This window comes from Flavobacterium sharifuzzamanii (assembly GCF_003254585.1).
Classification (GTDB): Bacteria; Bacteroidota; Bacteroidia; order Flavobacteriales; family Flavobacteriaceae; genus Flavobacterium; species Flavobacterium sharifuzzamanii.
Window position 1 is genome coordinate 243684 of the sequence record NZ_QJGZ01000038.1, and the last position, 18310, is coordinate 261993.

Annotated in this window: 20 protein-coding genes; 11 read left to right on the forward strand and 9 right to left on the reverse strand. The window is 32.9% G+C overall.

Annotated features, from left to right (window positions below; genetic code table 11):
- Positions 1–16 precede the first annotated feature (16 nt).
- Both DMA14_RS11700 and DMA14_RS11705 read left to right on the forward strand, forming a co-directional pair.
- Positions 17–556 carry a DUF1697 domain-containing protein gene (locus tag DMA14_RS11700; protein WP_111425040.1) on the forward strand — a complete coding sequence of 180 codons (540 nt, stop codon included), beginning with the start codon at positions 17–19 and terminating at the stop codon, positions 554–556.
- Entirely contained in the window at positions 556–957 is a 402-nt protein-coding gene (locus DMA14_RS11705) for a DUF4348 domain-containing protein (protein WP_111424844.1), read from the forward strand. The genes DMA14_RS11700 and DMA14_RS11705 overlap by 1 nt, the downstream gene beginning before the upstream one ends.
- Positions 958–959: 2 nt before the next feature.
- Here DMA14_RS11705 and DMA14_RS11710 read toward each other — a convergent pair whose 3' ends face one another.
- Genes DMA14_RS11710 through DMA14_RS11720 form a run of 3 tightly spaced genes read right to left on the reverse strand, consistent with a single transcriptional unit; the run spans position 960 to position 2590 of the window.
- Positions 960–1463, reverse strand: coding sequence for a hypothetical protein (locus DMA14_RS11710; RefSeq protein WP_111424845.1), 504 nt, complete (start codon positions 1461–1463; stop codon positions 960–962).
- A 2-nt stretch (positions 1464–1465) separates the two neighbouring features.
- Positions 1466–1846 carry a hypothetical protein gene (locus DMA14_RS11715; RefSeq protein WP_111424846.1) on the reverse strand — a complete coding sequence of 127 codons (381 nt, stop codon included), beginning with the start codon at positions 1844–1846 and terminating at the stop codon, positions 1466–1468.
- Positions 1847–2590: a Dph6-related ATP pyrophosphatase gene (locus DMA14_RS11720; protein ID WP_111424847.1), complete on the reverse strand. Its 744-nt coding sequence runs from the start codon at positions 2588–2590 to the stop codon at positions 1847–1849. It abuts the gene before it with no gap.
- Between the two features lie 95 nt (positions 2591–2685).
- On the opposite strand from DMA14_RS11720, the gene DMA14_RS11725 reads away from it, so the two are divergent.
- Both DMA14_RS11725 and DMA14_RS11730 read left to right on the forward strand, forming a co-directional pair.
- Positions 2686–4746, forward strand: a complete 2061-nt coding sequence (locus tag DMA14_RS11725; RefSeq protein ID WP_111424848.1) for a M1 family metallopeptidase — start codon at positions 2686–2688, stop codon at positions 4744–4746.
- A 132-nt stretch (positions 4747–4878) separates the two neighbouring features.
- Entirely contained in the window at positions 4879–5787 is a 909-nt protein-coding gene (locus DMA14_RS11730; protein WP_111425041.1) for a patatin-like phospholipase family protein, read from the forward strand.
- A gap of 64 nt (positions 5788–5851) precedes the next feature.
- On the opposite strand, the gene DMA14_RS11735 is transcribed toward DMA14_RS11730, so the two are convergent.
- Together DMA14_RS11735 and DMA14_RS11740 are read right to left on the reverse strand one after the other, a co-directional pair.
- Positions 5852–6376, reverse strand: coding sequence for a DUF7935 family protein (locus DMA14_RS11735; RefSeq protein WP_111424849.1), 525 nt, complete (start codon positions 6374–6376; stop codon positions 5852–5854).
- A 114-nt stretch (positions 6377–6490) separates the two neighbouring features.
- Positions 6491–6823: a hypothetical protein gene (locus DMA14_RS11740; RefSeq protein ID WP_111424850.1), complete on the reverse strand. Its 333-nt coding sequence runs from the start codon at positions 6821–6823 to the stop codon at positions 6491–6493.
- A 235-nt stretch (positions 6824–7058) separates the two neighbouring features.
- On the opposite strand from DMA14_RS11740, the gene DMA14_RS11745 reads away from it, so the two are divergent.
- From DMA14_RS11745 to DMA14_RS11765, 4 genes are all read left to right on the forward strand, one after another.
- Positions 7059–7826, forward strand: a complete 768-nt coding sequence (locus DMA14_RS11745) for a sulfite exporter TauE/SafE family protein (RefSeq protein ID WP_111424851.1) — start codon at positions 7059–7061, stop codon at positions 7824–7826.
- 125 nt (positions 7827–7951) lie between these two features.
- On the forward strand, positions 7952–8251 hold the full coding sequence (locus tag DMA14_RS11750; RefSeq protein WP_111424852.1) for a hypothetical protein: 300 nt from the start codon (positions 7952–7954) through the stop codon (positions 8249–8251).
- Positions 8252–8773: 522 nt separating this feature from the next.
- A complete protein-coding gene (locus tag DMA14_RS11760; RefSeq protein WP_111424854.1) occupies positions 8774–11110 on the forward strand; it encodes an ATP-dependent helicase in 2337 nt (778 codons plus the stop codon).
- Positions 11111–11199: 89 nt separating this feature from the next.
- Positions 11200–11820: an L-threonylcarbamoyladenylate synthase gene (locus DMA14_RS11765; RefSeq protein ID WP_111424855.1), complete on the forward strand. Its 621-nt coding sequence runs from the start codon at positions 11200–11202 to the stop codon at positions 11818–11820.
- A 178-nt stretch (positions 11821–11998) separates the two neighbouring features.
- Here the strand turns inward: DMA14_RS11765 and DMA14_RS11770 are convergent, their stop codons facing one another.
- From DMA14_RS11770 to DMA14_RS11780, 3 genes are read right to left on the reverse strand one after another with little or no spacing between them, the layout of a single operon-like run.
- Positions 11999–12832 carry an OmpA/MotB family protein gene (locus tag DMA14_RS11770; protein ID WP_111424856.1) on the reverse strand — a complete coding sequence of 278 codons (834 nt, stop codon included), beginning with the start codon at positions 12830–12832 and terminating at the stop codon, positions 11999–12001.
- 33 nt (positions 12833–12865) lie between these two features.
- Positions 12866–13885 (reverse strand): glycosyltransferase family 2 protein, encoded by a 1020-nt coding sequence (locus tag DMA14_RS11775; protein WP_111424857.1) that lies wholly within the window; start codon positions 13883–13885, stop codon positions 12866–12868.
- A gap of 24 nt (positions 13886–13909) precedes the next feature.
- A complete protein-coding gene (locus DMA14_RS11780; RefSeq protein ID WP_111378087.1) occupies positions 13910–14362 on the reverse strand; it encodes a type I restriction enzyme HsdR N-terminal domain-containing protein in 453 nt (150 codons plus the stop codon).
- Between the two features lie 93 nt (positions 14363–14455).
- Between DMA14_RS11780 and holA the strand changes: the two genes are divergently transcribed.
- The 3 genes from holA to ettA all read left to right on the forward strand — a co-directional run bounded on the left by holA (position 14456) and on the right by ettA (position 17457).
- The gene (gene holA / locus DMA14_RS11785) at positions 14456–15460 is read left to right on the forward strand and encodes a DNA polymerase III subunit delta (protein WP_111424858.1); all 1005 of its coding nucleotides are present in this window, start codon (positions 14456–14458) and stop codon (positions 15458–15460) included.
- Positions 15461–15521: 61 nt separating this feature from the next.
- Complete coding sequence (locus DMA14_RS11790; RefSeq protein WP_035643908.1) at positions 15522–15704, forward strand: CAL67264 family membrane protein; 183 nt, start codon at positions 15522–15524, stop codon at positions 15702–15704.
- Positions 15705–15765: 61 nt separating this feature from the next.
- Positions 15766–17457, forward strand: a complete 1692-nt coding sequence (ettA, locus tag DMA14_RS11795) for an energy-dependent translational throttle protein EttA (protein ID WP_111424859.1) — start codon at positions 15766–15768, stop codon at positions 17455–17457.
- A 277-nt stretch (positions 17458–17734) separates the two neighbouring features.
- On the opposite strand, the gene DMA14_RS11800 is transcribed toward ettA, so the two are convergent.
- A complete protein-coding gene (locus tag DMA14_RS11800) occupies positions 17735–18148 on the reverse strand; it encodes a thiol-disulfide oxidoreductase DCC family protein (protein WP_111424860.1) in 414 nt (137 codons plus the stop codon).
- Between the last annotated feature and the right edge of the window lie 162 nt (positions 18149–18310).

The following is an 18310-nucleotide window of genomic DNA, read 5'->3' on the forward strand; positions in this document are numbered from 1 at the left end:
AAAAAAATTAGAAAAAATGAAAACACATTTAGCGCTTTTACGCGGAATCAATGTTTCTGGGCATAATATGATGAAAATGGAAGCTTTGAAAGCAATGCTGGAGAATCTTGGTTTTCAAAATATAAAAACCTATCTGCAATCTGGAAATGTTTTTGTGGATAGTGAAGAAGATGCTTCGAAAGTTGGTTTTATGATCAAACAGGAAATCTTTAAAGTTTTTGGCCACGAAGTTCCTGTCGTGATGATTACCAAAGAAAACTTGGAATCGTGTTTTACTAATAATCCGTTTTTGAAAGAGAAGGATATCGATACGAAAAAACTCTATGTGGCTTTCGTTTCAACGACATTGAAAAAAGAAAATATAAACGATTTGAAAATTAGCCAGTTCAAACCCGATGAAGCCAGCATTGATGAAAATAAAATTTTTATAAAATATGATATTGGTGCCGGAAAAACCCGTTTTGACCAAAAGTATATTGAGAAGAAATTAAATGTAACAGCAACAATTCGAAACTGGAACACGGTTACCAACTTGCTTAAAATGTATAATGAATAATGAAAAAGTATTTTTATATATTTCTTGTTTTTGCAATGAGTTTAAATTCATTTGTTTATGCTCAGAGCACAAAAACAGCCTCCGAAGATTTTAGTGAATTTTTTAAGAAGTTCAATTCAGATACTAAATTTCAAATCAGCAGAGTTATTTTTCCTCTAAAGTACAAAGCGAACAATGACGATTTTGAATTATCAGATTATACAATGGCAAAAGAAGGATACAAAGTCCTTCATCTCAATAATAAAGCTGATGAGAAATATTTAAAACGCACATTATTAGTAAAGAAAAACAAAGCTACTCTTGAGCAACGCGGACTTGATAACGGAATTTATATTGATTATGTCTTTGAATTAAAAGAGAACAAATGGTTCTTGAAAACGTTGGTCGATCAATCGACTTAATATTAATCTCGAATCCATTTTTGCATAGCTGGAAAAGGCATTTTTTGTTCTTTTTCGGCTTTTTCGTTTCCTAGGCATAATCCCATCCATTCTAAAAGAGGCAAACCCATATAATTTCCTGAAGTAAAATTCGAAATAAACCACTCAGAATTGCCTTTATAACCGTGTGGATGAAATACAAATTCAGGTGAGAGCTGTAAATGATGCAGTGCTGCATAAGACCATAAAAGCGCCGCAATTTCGTCACCTTGAGTTGGCCAGTCTTGAGAAATTTCCGCTGTACCGATTAGTTTTCTTTCCATTGGAACTGTTACAGCAAGATGTCCAGCTTCATGCAAAATGTCGCCAGGATATAATAATTTATTGTAATCGATATAAATGCAGTCAGGACCTAAATCCAATCCAGGTAAAAAAGTATCTCCAAGCTCTTTTTCGATAATATCAATTCCAATTTCTTTCAAAAAGAAAACTACTTTTTTTACTTCATCATTTTCTTTTAAATCCATAATCAGTTTGTTTTTAAAATGTTTTTCTTGATATAAATCGTGTCTGCATTATGAAAAGCTCCTTTTTTCATTCCACCGCCAAAAGGCTGCATAAATTGAATGTTTTGAGATTCGTAATTTTCTTTTTCAACTACTTCATTTACAGCCAAAGTTGGCGCTTCAAAACCAAAAAAGGTAAATTGGCGATACCGTTTTTCTTTTAATGAAAAATAACCGTTTGACTGACTTAAAACTTCTCCAACTTTACAATTTACAATAGGCAGTTTTGTTTCGGCATCATAAATATATCCTGTTATTTGAGGTCTCTCGCATCTGCTGACTAAACAGCTTTGAAGAGAAAAAGAAACTAGGATTAGTAAAACTAATTTAAAGAAAAATTTCATTTATTTTTTAATTAAATCACAATACCAAAAGCCAAAATCGAAGGCAGTTTCATCATTAGTATCGCAGGCTGTATTTGATGAATCTTGTTTTTGGGGTTTTTCGTATTTTCTATAGACGATTTCGCCAATTTCAAAATCAATGGGTTTTGAGAATATTGGACCATCGAATGTAAAAGTATGAAATTCACCGTTTTCACCGCAAACATCAACGTTTTCCGGTAAATCATTTATAAAATCCTGATCGATTATTCTGCCGACAAAACTTTTATCCAAATACTTTTCGTTGACACAAACCACAATTGTTTTGAATCCCAATGAAATAAATTCTTGAATTAAATCTTGAGTTGGGATTTTCCAAATAGGGAAAACGCCGGTTAGCCCAATTTTTGCCAATTGATTTTCGCGGTATTGACGTAAATCTTCCAGAAAAATATCTCCGAAAATAGAATGTGTTATACCATTTTGCTTTAATTCGGTTAAAGTTTCGGTCATTACTTTCTCGTAAACTTCCATTGTTGGCATTTCGGGCACTTCTAGAATTTTTAGCGGGATTCCAATGTTTTGTGCTTGTTCCTGCAATAATTCAACACGAATTCCGTGCATAGAAATGCGCTGATATTGTTGGTTTACGCTGGTCAGCAAACATTCAATTTGAAAATCATTATTTTGTAATGTTTTATATAAGGCAAGAGCAGAATCTTTTCCGCTGCTCCAGTTAAATAAGGCTTTTTGAGGTGTAGACACGATTTGGCTGTTTTATATGGTAAACTTACAAAATTCGTTCTATTTGTAAAGGAAACCTTTGTAACTTTGGGATTTTGCCTTTTAAATTCGTTTCAATGAAATACATTCTTTTATTATTCACCAGCTTTCTTTTTGCGCAGCAAACACAATTCGTCGATTTTAAATTGGTTTCTGGGCAATTGTCATTCAATACAAAAGATAAATTAATTTCTGGTGCTGTAGATTTTCAATTTGAGGTTTTAGAAGAATGTGACACTATTGCCCTTGACGCTAAAAACATGGAATTTTCGAATGTAAAAATCAATGAAAATGAAATCATGTTTATCAATACTAACAAAGAACTAAAGTTGGTTTTTCCTTTTAAAAAAGGACAGAATCATTTGACGTTCAATTATACGGCAAAGCCAAAGCAAGCACTGTATTTTGTTGATATGGGCAATGATGAAGTGCAAATTTGGACACAGGGGCAGGGAAGATATACAAGCAATTGGTTTCCGAGTTTTGATGATGTCAATGAAAAATTGATTTTCAATTTAGGAATTTCCTACGATAAGGATTATCAGGTAGTTTCTAATGGGGTTTTAAAAGATAAAAAAGCAAACGGAGGCTTAAATCACTGGCAGTTTGAAATGGAAAAACCAATGAGTTCGTATTTATTAATGCTGGCTATTGGGAAATTTGATAAAAAAGAATTTAAATCTAAGAGTAGGATCCCTTTAGAATATTATTACGAACCCAAAGATGCAGATCGTTTTGAACCAACTTACCGATATTCTATACGCATTTTTGACTTCCTAGAGAAAGAAATTGGCGTAAAATATCCATGGAAAATCAACAGACAAATTCCAGTAAGAGACTTTTTGTATGCTGGAATGGAAAACACTACTTCGACTCTTTTTGCAACACGTTATGTAGTAGATTCCATTGGTTTTTGCGATCGAAATTATACCAATGTTGACGCTCACGAATTGGCACATCATTGGTTCGGAGATCTTATTACTGCCGAAAGCAGTACGCATCATTGGCTACAAGAAGGTTTTGCAACTTACTTTGCGTTGCTTGCTGAAAAAGACATTTATGGAGAAGATTATTTTTACTCTAAATTATACGATACAGCACAGCAGATTAAGTTTGCATCTCGTACTGATGTGATTCCAGTTTTAAATGCAAAAGCAAGTTCGCTTACATTTTATGAAAAAGGAGCTTGGGCATTGTTTGTTTTGCACGAATCAATTGGCGATAAAGCATTCAAAAAAGCAATAAAAAGTTATTTGAATAAATATGCTTATCAAACCGTTAATACACAGAATTTCTTTGATGAAATTAAAAAAGTTTCTGATTTTGATTTGGATAAATTTAAGAAAACTTGGCTAGAATCTACAACTTTTGATACACCAACAGCAAATGCATTATTGAGCAAAAACAAGACGATTCAAAAACGATTGGAAATCGATAAATTGAAAAAAACACCTTTTGCAGAGAAAAAAGATATTTTGAAAACAACTTTAGAATCTGATGTATATCAATCGGTAAAAGAAGCTGTTGTTGATCAATTGGAAAATGAAAAGTATGAAGATAAAAAGTCTTTATTGCTTTTAGCATTGCAAACCAATAATACAAAAGTACGCCAGAATGTAGCCAGTTCTTTGACTACAATTCCAGAAGAATTCAGAGCAAATTATGAGACGCTTTTGGATGATAAATCCTATCAGACGCAAGAAATAGCACTTTATTGGCTGTGGAGAAATTTCCCTAACCATAGAACAGAATATTTGAATAAATCTAAAAATTGGATTGGTTTTAACGATTACAATCTTAGAACTCTATGGCTTTCACTAGCTTTATCTACGACAAATTATAGTAATGATACTGATTCTTTGGCAAATGAACTGATTGCATTTTCTTCGGCAAAATACGAAGCTACAACACGACAAAATGCGCTAGAAAAATTGATAGCTTTTAAAATTATTAACGATCAGGTTTTGAGTAATTTAGTTGGTGCTACAACACATCATATGTGGCAGTTTTCAAAATTTGGAAGAGATACGATAAGACTTCTGTTAAAAAATCCTGAAATGCGTGCTTCTTTTAATAGAATTTTACCTAATTTGACACCCGATGAACAGTTTCAATTGAATCGTTTGTTGAAAGAATGAAAAGACGTGAGAGAATTGAAAAATAGAAACAAGAGTCAAGAAAAAAGACTTTAGAATTCTTTGCTCTTGTTTCTTGCTTCTATTTTCAAAATAAAGTATATCCCAAAAAAAACAAAACCTACATTACAATTTATGAGAGCATTGGTTATTTCAGGTGGTGGCAGTAAAGGCGCATTTGCTGGCGGTGTTGCCCAATATTTGATAGAAGAAAAAAAACACGAATATGACTTGTTTTTAGGGACTTCTACAGGAAGTTTATTGATTCCGCATTTAGCTCTAGGTCATATCAAAAAAATCCATTCTGTTTATACTAACGTAACCATGTCGAGTATTTTTAATATTTGCCCATTTGTGGTGAAAAGCAAGGATGGAGTCGATATTGTAACCATAAATCACTTTAATGTATTACGCCAGTTTTTTAAAGGGAAACGCACTTTTGGAGAAAGTAAAGGACTGAAAAAGTATATTCAGAATAATTTTTCTCTTTCTGATTTTAATAAGCTTAAAAAGCTAAAAACCGATGTAATTGTTACGGTAACCAATTTTACTAAAAACGAATCAGAATATAAATCGGTAAAAGACTGTACATACGAGGAATTTTGTGAATGGTCTTGGATATCGAGCAACTATGTTCCTTTTATGAGTCTAGTTGAAAAAAACAACTGCGAATATGGCGATGGCGGATTTTCAAGTTTAGTTCCAATTCGTGAAGCAATCAACAGAGGAGCAACAGAAATTGATGTAATTGTGCTTGAAACGGAGGTTAATACAACGAAAACAGTAATCGGGAAAAACCCGTTTTCATTAATGATCGATTTGTTTAGAATTGCTTTAGATCAAGTAGAAAAACATGATATTGCTATAGGAAAACTTATGGCAAACAATAAGAATGTGAAATTAAATTTATATTATACTCCTATAAAATTAACCGATAATGCTTTGATTTTTAATAAAGAGGTAATGAAAGAATGGTGGAAGCAAGGTTATGAATATGCTCAGAATAAATCGGAAGTTATGAGCGATAATAAGATATTGATTTAAGATTTTAGATTGCAGATTTTAGATTTTAGATTGGATGTTCTAAATCTAAAATCTGCAATAATATTTAATACCAAAGCTCAGCAACTTCACTTTTAATGAAACTCAAAGCGGCATTACTTGGAGATTGTTTTTCTAATAAATCATTTAAGATTACTTCACGAAGTTTATCAGCATTTTCCACTTTATCGCTCATAGCAGCTTTACGAATCATTTGGATTGTTGCATTTTTTGCAGTGGTAATGATCGTCCAACATTCTTCAGACATATAAATCTGCTGTGTCAGATTATGTTCAAATTCCTGCTCGATTAGGTCAATTAAGTAATTTTCGTAATCATTTTTGTTTTGCGAAATAGGAGCAACTCTAATTAACAATTTGGTCAAATTAATACGTTCTAAGAACAAAGTCATACGCTCGCATGCTTGTAAACGTACAGGAAGAGATTCTTTGTGTGCTTGTTTATTTAGTAAAAAAGCACGCTTTCTGTCATTGTTCTTAATGTGTAGCTCAAAGAAACGATATGCTACAACTCCTGTAACTAAGGCTGGTAAAGTATAACTCGCAAGTTCTATTATTTTGTTGAAATCCATTGGAATAATTTTTAAGCAAAAATATACTTTTTGATGAGAAATCAACTTTAAATTTATTTGAATAAACAAATAAGAATATTACTTAAAGCCGAGTTTAAGAGGTATATTGGAAAGTTAATTTAAGAAATTCTTAATTTCATCTGAAGGTATGGTTACACAAATTTCCCAGAATTCAGTATCGCTACCAACAAGAATTATTATTCCTTCTTCTTCTAATGACCACCAAGTGGGTTTTTCAAGACATGAACCAAATTGTATTGATGTGTGATCATCCCATTTAGCTTCACGTATTTTTTCAAGTACATTGAAATCACATAATTTGCAATGTATTGTAAGGCACCATTCTCTTCCTTTTACTAAGTTCAAGATAACATCTGAATCTGAAGTAGGAACTTCATCGCTGTCAAAAGGTGATGATAGATGTGCAATTGCTTGAATTGATTTCATAATTTTTCTAAAGTTATTTTTTGATGATTAATGGCGATCTAAAATCATAATCAATTTAGGATTAGCGAATGTTTAATAAAATCGATTTTTTATTCTTTTTATTATATAAATATAAAATTAAGGTCAATTTAAAAACGATTTTTTATAAAAATTCGTTTTTAAATTTATGGTAATAAACAAAAAGGAAGCTGTATTTTTGCAACTTGTTTTTTACTGAGACCGAAATATATTCTTAATGGATTCATACATAATACTTTTTCTTTGTTTAGCGGCTTTTGCTGCTGGTTTTATTGATGCAATTGTTGGTGGCGGCGGATTAATCCAAACACCAATGGGATTAATTTTATTGCCAAATCTTCCAGTTTCGACGGTAGTTGGAACATTGAAAATTCCAGCTTTTAGCGGAACCGCTTTTGCTGCTTTTCAATACTTAAAGAAAGTAGTAATTCAATGGAAACTCTTAATTATTATGATGTGTCTGGCGGTTCCGTCAGCATTTCTTGGTTCAACAATTTTGACGCTTGTAAGCAATGATTTTATGAAACCACTTTTATTGGTGGTTTTATCTTTACTGTTTGTATATACTTATGCTAAGAAAAATTTCGGACAGCATGTTGCAAAAGATCATTCTGCTGCAACACAAATTATGTATGCCGTGGTCATTAGTATAATTGTTGGATTCTATGATGGATTTATCGGTCCAGGAACAGGGAGTTTCTTTGTAGTTGCTTTTATTGCGCTTTTAGGTTTTGATTTTCTTCACGCTTCCGCGAATGCTAAAATGGTAAATCTGGCAACCAATTTTGGTTCGATTTGTTTGTTTATGATAAAAGGAAAAATCATTTGGGCAATTGCTATTCCAATGGCTGTTAGCAACGGACTTGGAGGTTGGTTTGGTGCAAAACTAGCAATCAATAAAGGCAACGGATTTATTAGAATTTTCTTTTTAATTGTGGTTGTCGGAACACTGATTCGATTTGCTTATGATGTGTTTTTTAAGTAAGTGACTAAGGTTCTGAGATACTGAGCTTCTAAGTTTTCCTTTTTTGAAATTATAGTTAAAATTATCTTTTGCAATTATAAAATGATTATTTTTGTATCATATTTTGATAATTTAATTTGCGTAAAATGATAGAAATAGTTGAGAATTATGAAAATTACATTAATTCATTGCCTGAATTAATTGATAAATCTTATTATAAGACAGAGTTTTTTATTCAAAAACTAGGCTTAAAACATGCTACTTATTACAGAAAATTAAAGTCGAATAGTTTTACACATCAGGAAGTGAAGTTGATTACTTCTTTACTATTTCCTGAAGAAATTTTAATGCAGGAATTACAAAAAAGTCAAGAAGATATTAAGGCAGGAAGGACAGTAGACTTTGAAGATTTTAAGCAAAAATTAAGAGCTAAGTATATTATCTAATTCTAGAGGGTTTCTTTTATTATCCCAGAATAAAACAATGTAGATGATTTGTTTTTCTATTTGATAAAATAAAAATACTTGATTGGATATGGGGAACTTTCTATAAGATGTTTTTTTATACTTAGAGCCAATAAAATTATTTTGAACAATTATCTCTATAGTCGAGATGGTTTGATTTGAAAATTTAGTCGCTTTGAGATTACTATATCTACTTATGATTTGTAAAAATGTCTTTTCGGCGTTTTCTGTTAATTTTACTTTCATTTGCTTTTTTATAAGTTTACAAATATAAATTATTTTAAAGAATTTTCTTTCAATTTAACTTGATCCAATTATTTAAATTTAGCCCCGATTGAGGCGGTATCCTCGCAGCGGAGCGGAGAGATATAGCCGAAAGCGGGAAACCATGTTTAATAAAATGCCAATTGTTTGGCTTCAAAAAAAACTTAGAACCTTAGCGTCTCAGTATCTTAGGAACTTTCTCTTTAAATTCTTATTTTTGCCTAAAAGGAGATAAATTACATGCAGAAATATATTGACCAGCTCAACGAAGCGCAGAGAGCGCCTGTTTTACAAAAAGACGGGCCAATGATTATTATTGCTGGTGCAGGTTCGGGAAAAACCCGTGTTTTAACGATTAGAATTGCTTATTTGATGCATCAGGGAATTGATGCATTTAATATTTTGTCGCTGACTTTTACTAATAAAGCGGCAAGAGAAATGAAGCATAGAATTTCGGATATTGTGGGAGCCTCTGAAGCTAAGAATCTTTGGATGGGAACTTTTCACTCGATATTTGCTCGTATTCTTCGTGCAGAATCGGAACTTTTAGGATATCCTTCCAATTTTACTATTTACGATTCTCAGGATTCGGCGCGTCTAATTTCTTCGATTATCAAAGAAATGCAGCTGGACCGTGATATTTATAAACCCAAACAGGTTTTAGGACGTATATCAAGTTATAAGAATAGCTTGATTACGGTAAAAGCGTATTTTAATAATCCTGAATTGCAGGAGGCCGATGCAATGGCCAAAAAGCCTAGATTAGGAGAGATCTATCAGCAATATGTGGAGCGCTGTTTTAAAGCCGGTGCAATGGATTTTGATGATTTATTATTGAAAACCAACGAATTATTGACTCGTTTTCCAGAGGTTTTGGCGAAATATCAAAACCGTTTCCGCTACATTCTGGTTGATGAGTACCAGGATACGAACCATTCTCAGTATTTGATTGTTAGGGCTTTGTCTGATAAATTTCAGAATATTTGTGTGGTTGGTGATGATGCGCAGAGTATTTATGCTTTCCGTGGAGCGAATATCAATAACATTTTGAATTTCCAGAAAGATTATGAAGGGGTAGTAATGTATCGTTTAGAGCAGAATTACCGCTCGACACGAAACATTGTAGAGGCGGCAAATACGGTTATGGAGCATAATAAAACCAAGCTGGATAAAGTAGTTTGGACGGCCAATGAGTTTGGTCCGAGAATAAAAGTGCACCGAAGTTTGACCGATGCTGAAGAAGGTCGTTTTGTAGCGAGTACTATTTTTGAACAGAAAATGCAGAATCAGCTTCATAATGGGGCTTTTGCGATTTTATATAGAACCAATGCGCAGTCGCGTGCTATGGAGGACGCGTTGAGAAAACGCGATATTCCGTATAGAATTTATGGCGGATTGTCATTCTATCAGCGTAAAGAGATTAAAGATGTTTTATGTTATTTACGTTTGGTTCTGAATCCAAAAGATGAAGAAGCTTTGATTCGTGTGATTAATTATCCAGCTCGTGGAATTGGAGATACAACAGTTGAAAAACTTACTATTGCGGCAAATCATTACAAACGTTCGATTTGGGAAGTAATGGTGAATATCGATAAAATCGATTTGAAGCTGAATGCTGGTACAAAAAATAAGCTGAAAGATTTTGTGACAATGATTCAGAGTTTTCAGGTTATTGATCAAAATCAGGACGCTTTCTATTTGACAGATCACGTTGCAAAGAAAACTGGTTTGGTTCAGGAATTAAAGAAAGATGCGACTCCTGAGGGAATGGCAAAAATTCAGAATATCGAAGAGCTTTTAAACGGTATTAAAGATTTTACTGAAGGACAGAGAGAAATTGACGGAGCAAGAGGTGCGCTTTCTGAATTTATGGAAGATGTGGCTTTAGCAACAGATTTGGATAAAGATACAAATGATGAGGATCGTGTTGCTTTGATGACGATTCACTTAGCAAAAGGATTAGAGTTTCCGCATGTATTTGTGGTGGGTATGGAAGAAGATTTATTTCCGAGTGCTATGAGTATGAGTACCAGAAGCGAGTTAGAAGAAGAACGTCGACTGTTTTATGTGGCATTGACTCGTGCAGAACATCAGGCTTATTTGACTTATGCTCAGTCTCGTTACCGTTGGGGAAAACTGACAGACAGTGAACCATCTCGTTTTATTGAAGAAATTGAAGATCAGTATTTAGAATATTTAACGCCTGCAGAGACCAATTATCGTTATAAATCTCCAATTGATGGTGATATTTTTGGCGACATCGATAAATCAAAATTAAGATTAAACAAACCTGTTGGAGGAACTCCTCCAAAGCATATTACAGACAATAGTCCAAAGCCTGATTTGAATATCAGAAAACTTAAACCAGTTTCTGGAAATGCGCCAAGTAATGGAAATTCGAATTTATTTGACAGTAAACTGACTGTTGGAAATGTCGTGATGCATGAACGTTTTGGAAAAGGAGAAGTGATTAATCTTGAAGGTGTTGGAGCAGACAGAAAAGCAGAAATTAAATTTGAAGTGGGCGGAATCAAGAAATTGTTGTTAAGATTTGCTAAATTAGATGTCGTAGGATAAAAAATGTGTTTCAAGTTTCAGGTTTCACGTTATAAGAAGCAACCTGAAACTTGAAGCTTGAAACTTGAAACAAAATAAACTAAAAAACCATGGCAGAATTTATAAAAATATACCCAGATAGACCTAGTGAAGCTGCAATTGCAAAAGTTGTAAAAGTGCTTCAGAATGGTGGTTTGGTAATTTATCCGACTGATACTGTTTATGGTTTAGGTTGTGATATTACCAATTCGCGTGCATTAGAAAAAATTGCTAGAATAAAGGGAGTAAAATTAGAGAAAGCCAATTTTTCTTTTATCTGCCACGATTTGAGTAATTTATCAGACTATGTGCGCCAGATTGATACATCAACTTTTAAGATATTAAAGAGAGCTCTTCCAGGGCCTTATACCTTTATTTTACCTGGAAACAGTAGTTTGCCAAAAGAGTTTAAAAAGAAAACTACTGTTGGTATCCGTGTTCCAGATAATAATATTATTTTAGAAATTGTTCGTCAGTTAGGAAATCCTGTAGTTTCGACTTCTATTCGTGACGAAGATGATGTAATAGAATACACTACAGATCCAGAATTGATTTTTGAAAAATGGCAGCATCTTGTCGATATGGTAATAGATGGTGGCTATGGAGATAATGTGGGGTCAACAATTATAGATCTTTCTGAGCATGAGCCAATTATAGTAAGAGAAGGTAAGGGCGATATTGATATTTTGTAAAAAAATACACTAAAAGCGTAAAATGCAAAAAATAATGAGTAACTTTATTATGTTAAAATTTAGTTAGTTACTTAAAAATAATGTTATTCTTAATTTGTGTTAAAAAAAATAAGAATACAAAAGCAAAAAGCAGGTCAAACGACCTGCTTTTTCTGTTTTTATAGTATGAAAACAAGAATTATTTCGCTTGTTTTTTCATCTCTTTTTCAATCATATCATAGAATTGATCGATTTTTGGCATAACTACGATACGAGTTCTTCTGTTACGAGCTTTGTTCTCAGCAGAATCATTAGCAACTAATGGTACGTAAGAGCTTCTACCAGCAGCAATTAATTTAGCTGGGTTAACTCCAAGATCGTTTGTTAATACACGAACGATAGAAGTAGAACGTTTAACACTTAAATCCCAGTTGTCTAAGATAATTCCGTTGCTTTTGTAAGGAACGTCATCTGTATGTCCTTCAACCATACACTCAAAATCAGGTTTGTCGTTTACAACTTTGGCAACTTTAGCTAATACAGATTTAGCTTTATCGCTTACGTCGTAGCTTCCGCTTTTGAATAATAATTTGTCAGCGATAGAGATAAATACAACTCCTTTTTCAACATTGATTTCGATGTCTGGATCGTTGATACCTACAGCGCCTTTCAAGCTTGTAACTAATGCTAAAGTTACACTGTCTTTTTTAGTTAAAGCATCTTGAAGTCTAGAGATTTTCAAATCTTTTTCTTTTAAACTTTCAAGAGACTTTTCAAGGTTTTCAGCACCTTTAGTAGTTAAGATAGTTAAATCTTTAGAACTATTGATTAAATCTTGATTATGTTGTTTGTAGCTTTCAGCTGTAGCAGCTAATCCAGCTTTTTCTTCTAAGCACGTATTTAATTTTACAGTACATGAGTTTAACAAATCTTGAGTTTCTTTGTTTTTAGCTTCCAACTCAGCATATTTCTTTTTAGAAACACATGATGTTAGAGCCATTAATACTGATAGTGCGATAACTATTTTTCTCATAAATTTAATTTTAATTAGACTTGAATTACAAATTTAGTTTTTAATATTTTGAATACTGTTAAAGATTTCTTTAAATAAGGTCAATTTTCGTATATAGTAAAGGAAAACGATACTTTTTACCATATAGTATTGCTGAATTTGAAAATCTTTTCGTTTTCCGAGATATTTTAAAGATAAGCAATAAAAGGAAAAATGAGCCTTCAAAATGGCAAAAGTGTGGCTAATTTTACCCTGTGTAAGAAAACGGATACCGGCAATTCCATCTAAAACCATACGGAAGAATATCACCCAGAATAATCCTCTTTTTGGAAGATTTTTGACCATCATTAATAATGAATTTCTAAAATTCAGATAGGTTTTCTTCGGATTTCCTTGTTGTAATGTTGCGCCACCAACATGGTAAACAACAGATTGCGAATTGTATTTTATAATATGTCCTTCATTTGCAGCTCTCCAGCATAAATCTATTTCTTCTTGATGTGCAAAGAAGCTTTCGTCAAAACCTCCTAATTCGTGGTAAACTTTTTTTCTTATAAAGAAACATGCGCCAGAAGCCCAGAACAATTCAATGTTATCATCATATTGTCCGTTATCTTTTTCGATGGTTTCAAATACTCTTCCTCTGCAGAAAGGAAAACCATATTTATCAATAAAACCACCCGCAGCTCCAGCATATTCGAAATATTCCTTATTCTTAAAATCAAGGATTTTTGGCTGAATAATGGCAGTTTGTTTTTCTTTTTCGAAAGTATCAAGAATTGGTTTAAGCCAGTTTTCGGTAACTTCGATATCTGAATTTACTAATGTGTAAATTTCTGCATCTATATGTTGCAGGGCATCATTATAACCTTTTGCAAAACCATGATTACCTGTGTTTTTTACAATCTTAACTGTAGGGAAATTTTGTTGGACGAATTCTACAGAGTTATCCGTAGAGTCATTATCAGCAACGTAAATTGTTGCTTCTTCTGAAAACTGAATAACAGATGGTAAAAACTGCTCCAGCAATTTTACTCCGTTCCAATTTAAAATGACAACTGCTATTTTATCCAAAAGTTCTTAGTTCTTTATTATTTGTTAATGGTTTTCTTTATAGTCAGGAAGGTTTCTTAAAAACTCATATTTTTCGTTTTCAAAATCCATTTGACAATAAAAGTGGTTCAGTCCGTTTGTGACATTCAAAAACCGTGCCTGCATTGTCATATTGTAACGAGCAATTTGATCAAAAGTTGCCTGCGAGATTTTAACTTCAGGTGCTTTACACTCTACTAATATATGTATAGAGCCATCTGAGTTAAACACTACTACGTCGTATCGTTTTCGTAATCCGTTGACAGTTAAAACTTTCTCTACGTTGATAAGTGATTTTGGGTATTTTTTTTCATGCATTAAAAAATGAACTACATGTTGGCGAACCCATTCTTCTGGCGTGAGAATTATAAATTTTTTCCTGATTTCATCAAAAATAGACACTTTATTTTCGCTATTTTTGAATCGGAAAGTGTAAGCTGGGAAATTAAGTTTAAGCATAAAGCAAAAATATAAAATAGTTTCAGGTTTCAAGTTTAAAGTTTCAAGTTTTGAAACAAGGCTTGAAACTTTAAACTTGAAACAAAAGATTGAATGGACGAAGTAGTAAAAATTGTTAACGATATTAAAGCCGGAGATATTAAACCAATTTATTTTTTAATGGGTGAAGAACCTTATTATATAGATAAGTTGTCGGAGTATATTGAACAGAATGTATTAGCTGAGGAAGAGAAAGGTTTTAATCAGACAGTTTTATACGGAAGAGATGTTTCTGTAGATGATATTATTTCAACGGCCAAGCGCTATCCTATGATGGCTGAACGTCAAGTTGTTATAGTGAAAGAAGCGCAGGATTTATCCAGAACAATTGATAAAATCGAATCTTATGTAGAGAATCCGATGCAGACAACTGTTTTGGTTTTTTGCTATAAATATAAAACGCTAGATAAACGTAAAAAAGTTACTAAACTGCTAGGGCAGAAAGGAATAGTTTATGAAAGCAAAAAATTGTATGAAAATCAAGTAGGAGACTGGATTAAGCGTGTTTTGGCTGGAAAAAAATATACCATTGATCCAAAAGCCAATGCAATGTTAGTAGAGTTTTTAGGAACAGATTTGAGTAAAATTAATAATGAGCTAGAAAAATTACAGATTATCTTACCTCAAGGAACGATGATCACAGCTGAGCACATTGAGGAAAATATTGGTTTCAGTAAAGATTATAATGTATTTGAGCTTAGAAAAGCAATTGGAGAGCGCAATCAGTTGAAAGCATATAAGATAGCAGAGAATTTTGCTCATAATCCAAAAGAGTATCCTTTGGTTATGACTACTGGTTTGGTATTCGGTTTTTTTGTACAGCTTCTAAAATATCACGGATTAAAAGATAAAAGTCCTAAAAATGTGGCAACAGCGCTTGGAGTTAATCCGTATTTCTTAAAAGAGTATGATTTGGCAGTAAAAAATTATCCAATGAGAAAAGTAAGTCAAATTGTTGGAGCTCTACGAGATATTGATGTTAAGAGTAAAGGTGTGGGAGCTAATGCTTTACCTCAATCTGATTTGTTAAAAGAAATGCTGTATAAAATTTTTAATTAAGCCGTTAAAATTCACGATATTTGCCTTTCTAAAAATCTTGCATTAAAATATTTATAAAACTATGGGAATGAATAAAAATACCATTTTAGGATGGGCTACTTTAATAATGGTGCTTATGGGGTTGTTGCTTATAGGTCTTGGAATCTTTAGGTACAGTGATGTTTCAGGCTGGGGATTTGCTGCTGTTGGAGTTGGTTTTTTTGCAAATGCCTGGGTGTTCAATGCTTTAAAAGGTAGAGTTTAATTTAAATACCAAATAATATTAATCTCAAATCGAAATAAATAATTAAAATAAAATATAAAAAATGTCAGACGATAAGAAAGTAATTTTCTCAATGCAGAAATTGAGTAAAACCTATCAAGGAGCAGACAAACCAGTTCTTAAGAATATTTACCTTAGTTTCTTTTACGGAGCTAAAATTGGTATTTTGGGACTTAATGGTTCTGGAAAATCTTCACTTTTAAAAATTATTGCAGGAGTTGATAAAAATTATCAGGGAGATGTGGTTTTTCAGCCAGGATATACAGTTGGATACTTGGAGCAAGAGCCAATTCTTGATGATACTAAAACAGTTATCGAAATTGTTCGTGAAGGAGCAGCTGAGACTATGGCGGTTTTAGAAGAATACAATCAAATCAATGATTTGTTTGGTCTTGAAGAAAACTATTCAGATCAGGATAAAATGGATAAATTGATGGACCGTCAAGCGGCATTGCAAGATAAAATTGATGCTCTTGGTGCTTGGGAAATCGATACAAAACTTGAAATCGCAATGGATGCATTGCGTACTCCAGAAGGAGATACACCAATTAAAAACCTTTCTGGTGGAGAGCGTCGTCGTGTAGCTTTATGTCGTTTGTTGTTGCAACAACCAGATGTATTGTTACTAGATGAGCCTACCAACCACCTTGACGCTGAGTCAGTTTTATGGTTAGAGCAACACTTAGCACAATATTCAGGAACTGTAATTGCTGTAACGCACGACCGATATTTCTTAGATAATGTTGCCGGATGGATTCTAGAGTTAGATAGAGGAGAAGGTATTCCATGGAAAGGAAATTATTCTTCTTGGTTGGATCAAAAATCTAATCGTTTGGCTCAAGAAGAAAAAGTAGCTTCTAAACGTAGAAAAACTTTAGAGCGTGAGTTGGAATGGGTTCGTCAAGGAGCTAAAGGTCGTCAGACAAAACAAAAAGCTCGTTTACAGAACTACGACAAATTATTAAATGAAGATCAAAAACAACTAGACGAAAAATTAGAGATTTATATCCCGAATGGTCCGCGTTTAGGAACAAATGTTATTGAGGCTAAAAATGTTGCGAAAGCATTTGGTGATAAATTATTGTATGATAACTTGAACTTTACGTTGCCACAAGCTGGTATTGTTGGAATTATCGGGCCAAATGGTGCTGGTAAATCTACCATTTTCAAAATGATTATGGGTGAGCAAGCTACTGATAGCGGAGAATTTTCAGTTGGAGATACAGTGAAAATTGCTTACGTAGATCAGTCACACTCGAACATTGATCCGAATAAATCAATCTGGGAAAACTTTGCTGATGGTCAGGAATTGATTATGATGGGTGGAAAGCAAGTGAACTCAAGAGCTTATTTATCTCGTTTCAACTTTGGTGGTGGCGAGCAAAACAAAAAAGTTTCAATGCTTTCTGGTGGAGAACGTAACCGTTTACACTTAGCAATGACTTTGAAAGAAGAAGGAAATGTACTTTTACTGGATGAGCCTACGAATGATCTTGATGTAAATACACTTCGTGCACTTGAAGAAGGTTTGGAGAATTTTGCTGGTTGTGCTGTAATTATTTCTCACGACAGATGGTTCTTGGATAGAATTTGTACGCACATTTTAGCTTTTGAAGGAGATTCTGAAGTTTATTTCTTTGAAGGAAGTTTCTCTGATTACGAAGAAAACAAAAAGAAACGTCTTGGTGGTGACTTAACTCCGAAACGTTTGAAATACAGAAAATTGATTAGATAATTTTTCTAATAAGTTTCAAATAAAAAATCCCAAGTTCCAAATTTATCGGAGCTTGGGATTTTTATATTTTATAGGTTTTTACGTTGAGTTTGTCATTTCGACGAAGGAGAAATCTTCGCAAGTAATTCCGCAACGAGAATCCAATCTTTGTTGAGTTTCTCACGAAGATTTGCTACGCCTGTTCGCTATCGCTCGAGTCTCCTTCGTCGAAATGACAATATTGCGTTCACTGAAGTTTTGCTTTTGGAATTTGAAATTTTCAGCTTGAAATTTCTTTTTAAAGAAATTTAGATTTTAATTCCGGAGTAGGAATCATACAGCTTTCTTTTTTGCCATACCAATTGTATCTGTTTTTTGCTACATAATCATAAATTCTGTCACTAATAAAAATGGGAACAATTCTAAAAATTGGACTGAGTCTCCATAAGCCTCCAAAATTTTTAGCAATTTCAATAATTGCTGAAGATTTATAAAAGTAAGCTGTTTTTGGATCATACAAAATAATGCTATCCATTTTAGAAAAACTGATTCCCAAATGTTTGCAGATTGAAATGCCTAATTGTGACTGCAATGCTACAAATCTAAAAATGTCTTTTTTGTCATATTTTATAATAAACTGGACAGCAGAACTACAGAGATTACAAACTCCATCAAAAAGAACTATTTTTTTATTTTCTGGAAGACTTTCCATTTTTTAATTTGTTTTTCAAGTTTTACGTTTGAGTTTTAAATTGAAACGAGTAAAACAGGAATTAATATGTTTTTGCTTGTATTATAAATATCTATTGATTTTTACTTTTTAATAAGTTTTACGAATCAAAAACAGCATCAATAAATAGGTTTAAATCTGTTT

Excerpts from the sequence above, each read along its gene's own strand:
- DMA14_RS11740 (WP_111424850.1), bottom strand. The coding sequence starts at position 6,823 with ATGAAATCAATTCAAGCAATTGCACATCTATCATCACCTTTTGACAGC.
- DMA14_RS11745 (WP_111424851.1), top strand. The coding sequence starts at position 7,059 with ATGGATTCATACATAATACTTTTTCTTTGTTTAGCGGCTTTTGCTGCT.
- ettA (WP_111424859.1), top strand. The coding sequence starts at position 15,766 with ATGTCAGACGATAAGAAAGTAATTTTCTCAATGCAGAAATTGAGTAAA.
- DMA14_RS11750 (WP_111424852.1), top strand. The coding sequence starts at position 7,952 with ATGATAGAAATAGTTGAGAATTATGAAAATTACATTAATTCATTGCCT.
- DMA14_RS11760 (WP_111424854.1), top strand. The coding sequence starts at position 8,774 with ATGCAGAAATATATTGACCAGCTCAACGAAGCGCAGAGAGCGCCTGTT.
- DMA14_RS11700 (WP_111425040.1), top strand. The coding sequence starts at position 17 with ATGAAAACACATTTAGCGCTTTTACGCGGAATCAATGTTTCTGGGCAT.
- DMA14_RS11715 (WP_111424846.1), bottom strand. The coding sequence starts at position 1,846 with ATGAAATTTTTCTTTAAATTAGTTTTACTAATCCTAGTTTCTTTTTCT.
- DMA14_RS11800 (WP_111424860.1), bottom strand. The coding sequence starts at position 18,148 with ATGGAAAGTCTTCCAGAAAATAAAAAAATAGTTCTTTTTGATGGAGTT.
- DMA14_RS11705 (WP_111424844.1), top strand. The coding sequence starts at position 556 with ATGAAAAAGTATTTTTATATATTTCTTGTTTTTGCAATGAGTTTAAAT.
- DMA14_RS11730 (WP_111425041.1), top strand. The coding sequence starts at position 4,879 with ATGAGAGCATTGGTTATTTCAGGTGGTGGCAGTAAAGGCGCATTTGCT.
- DMA14_RS11770 (WP_111424856.1), bottom strand. The coding sequence starts at position 12,832 with ATGAGAAAAATAGTTATCGCACTATCAGTATTAATGGCTCTAACATCA.
- DMA14_RS11735 (WP_111424849.1), bottom strand. The coding sequence starts at position 6,376 with ATGGATTTCAACAAAATAATAGAACTTGCGAGTTATACTTTACCAGCC.
- holA (WP_111424858.1), top strand. The coding sequence starts at position 14,456 with ATGGACGAAGTAGTAAAAATTGTTAACGATATTAAAGCCGGAGATATT.
- DMA14_RS11725 (WP_111424848.1), top strand. The coding sequence starts at position 2,686 with ATGAAATACATTCTTTTATTATTCACCAGCTTTCTTTTTGCGCAGCAA.
- DMA14_RS11780 (WP_111378087.1), bottom strand. The coding sequence starts at position 14,362 with ATGCTTAAACTTAATTTCCCAGCTTACACTTTCCGATTCAAAAATAGC.
- DMA14_RS11790 (WP_035643908.1), top strand. The coding sequence starts at position 15,522 with ATGGGAATGAATAAAAATACCATTTTAGGATGGGCTACTTTAATAATG.
- DMA14_RS11710 (WP_111424845.1), bottom strand. The coding sequence starts at position 1,463 with ATGGATTTAAAAGAAAATGATGAAGTAAAAAAAGTAGTTTTCTTTTTG.
- DMA14_RS11765 (WP_111424855.1), top strand. The coding sequence starts at position 11,200 with ATGGCAGAATTTATAAAAATATACCCAGATAGACCTAGTGAAGCTGCA.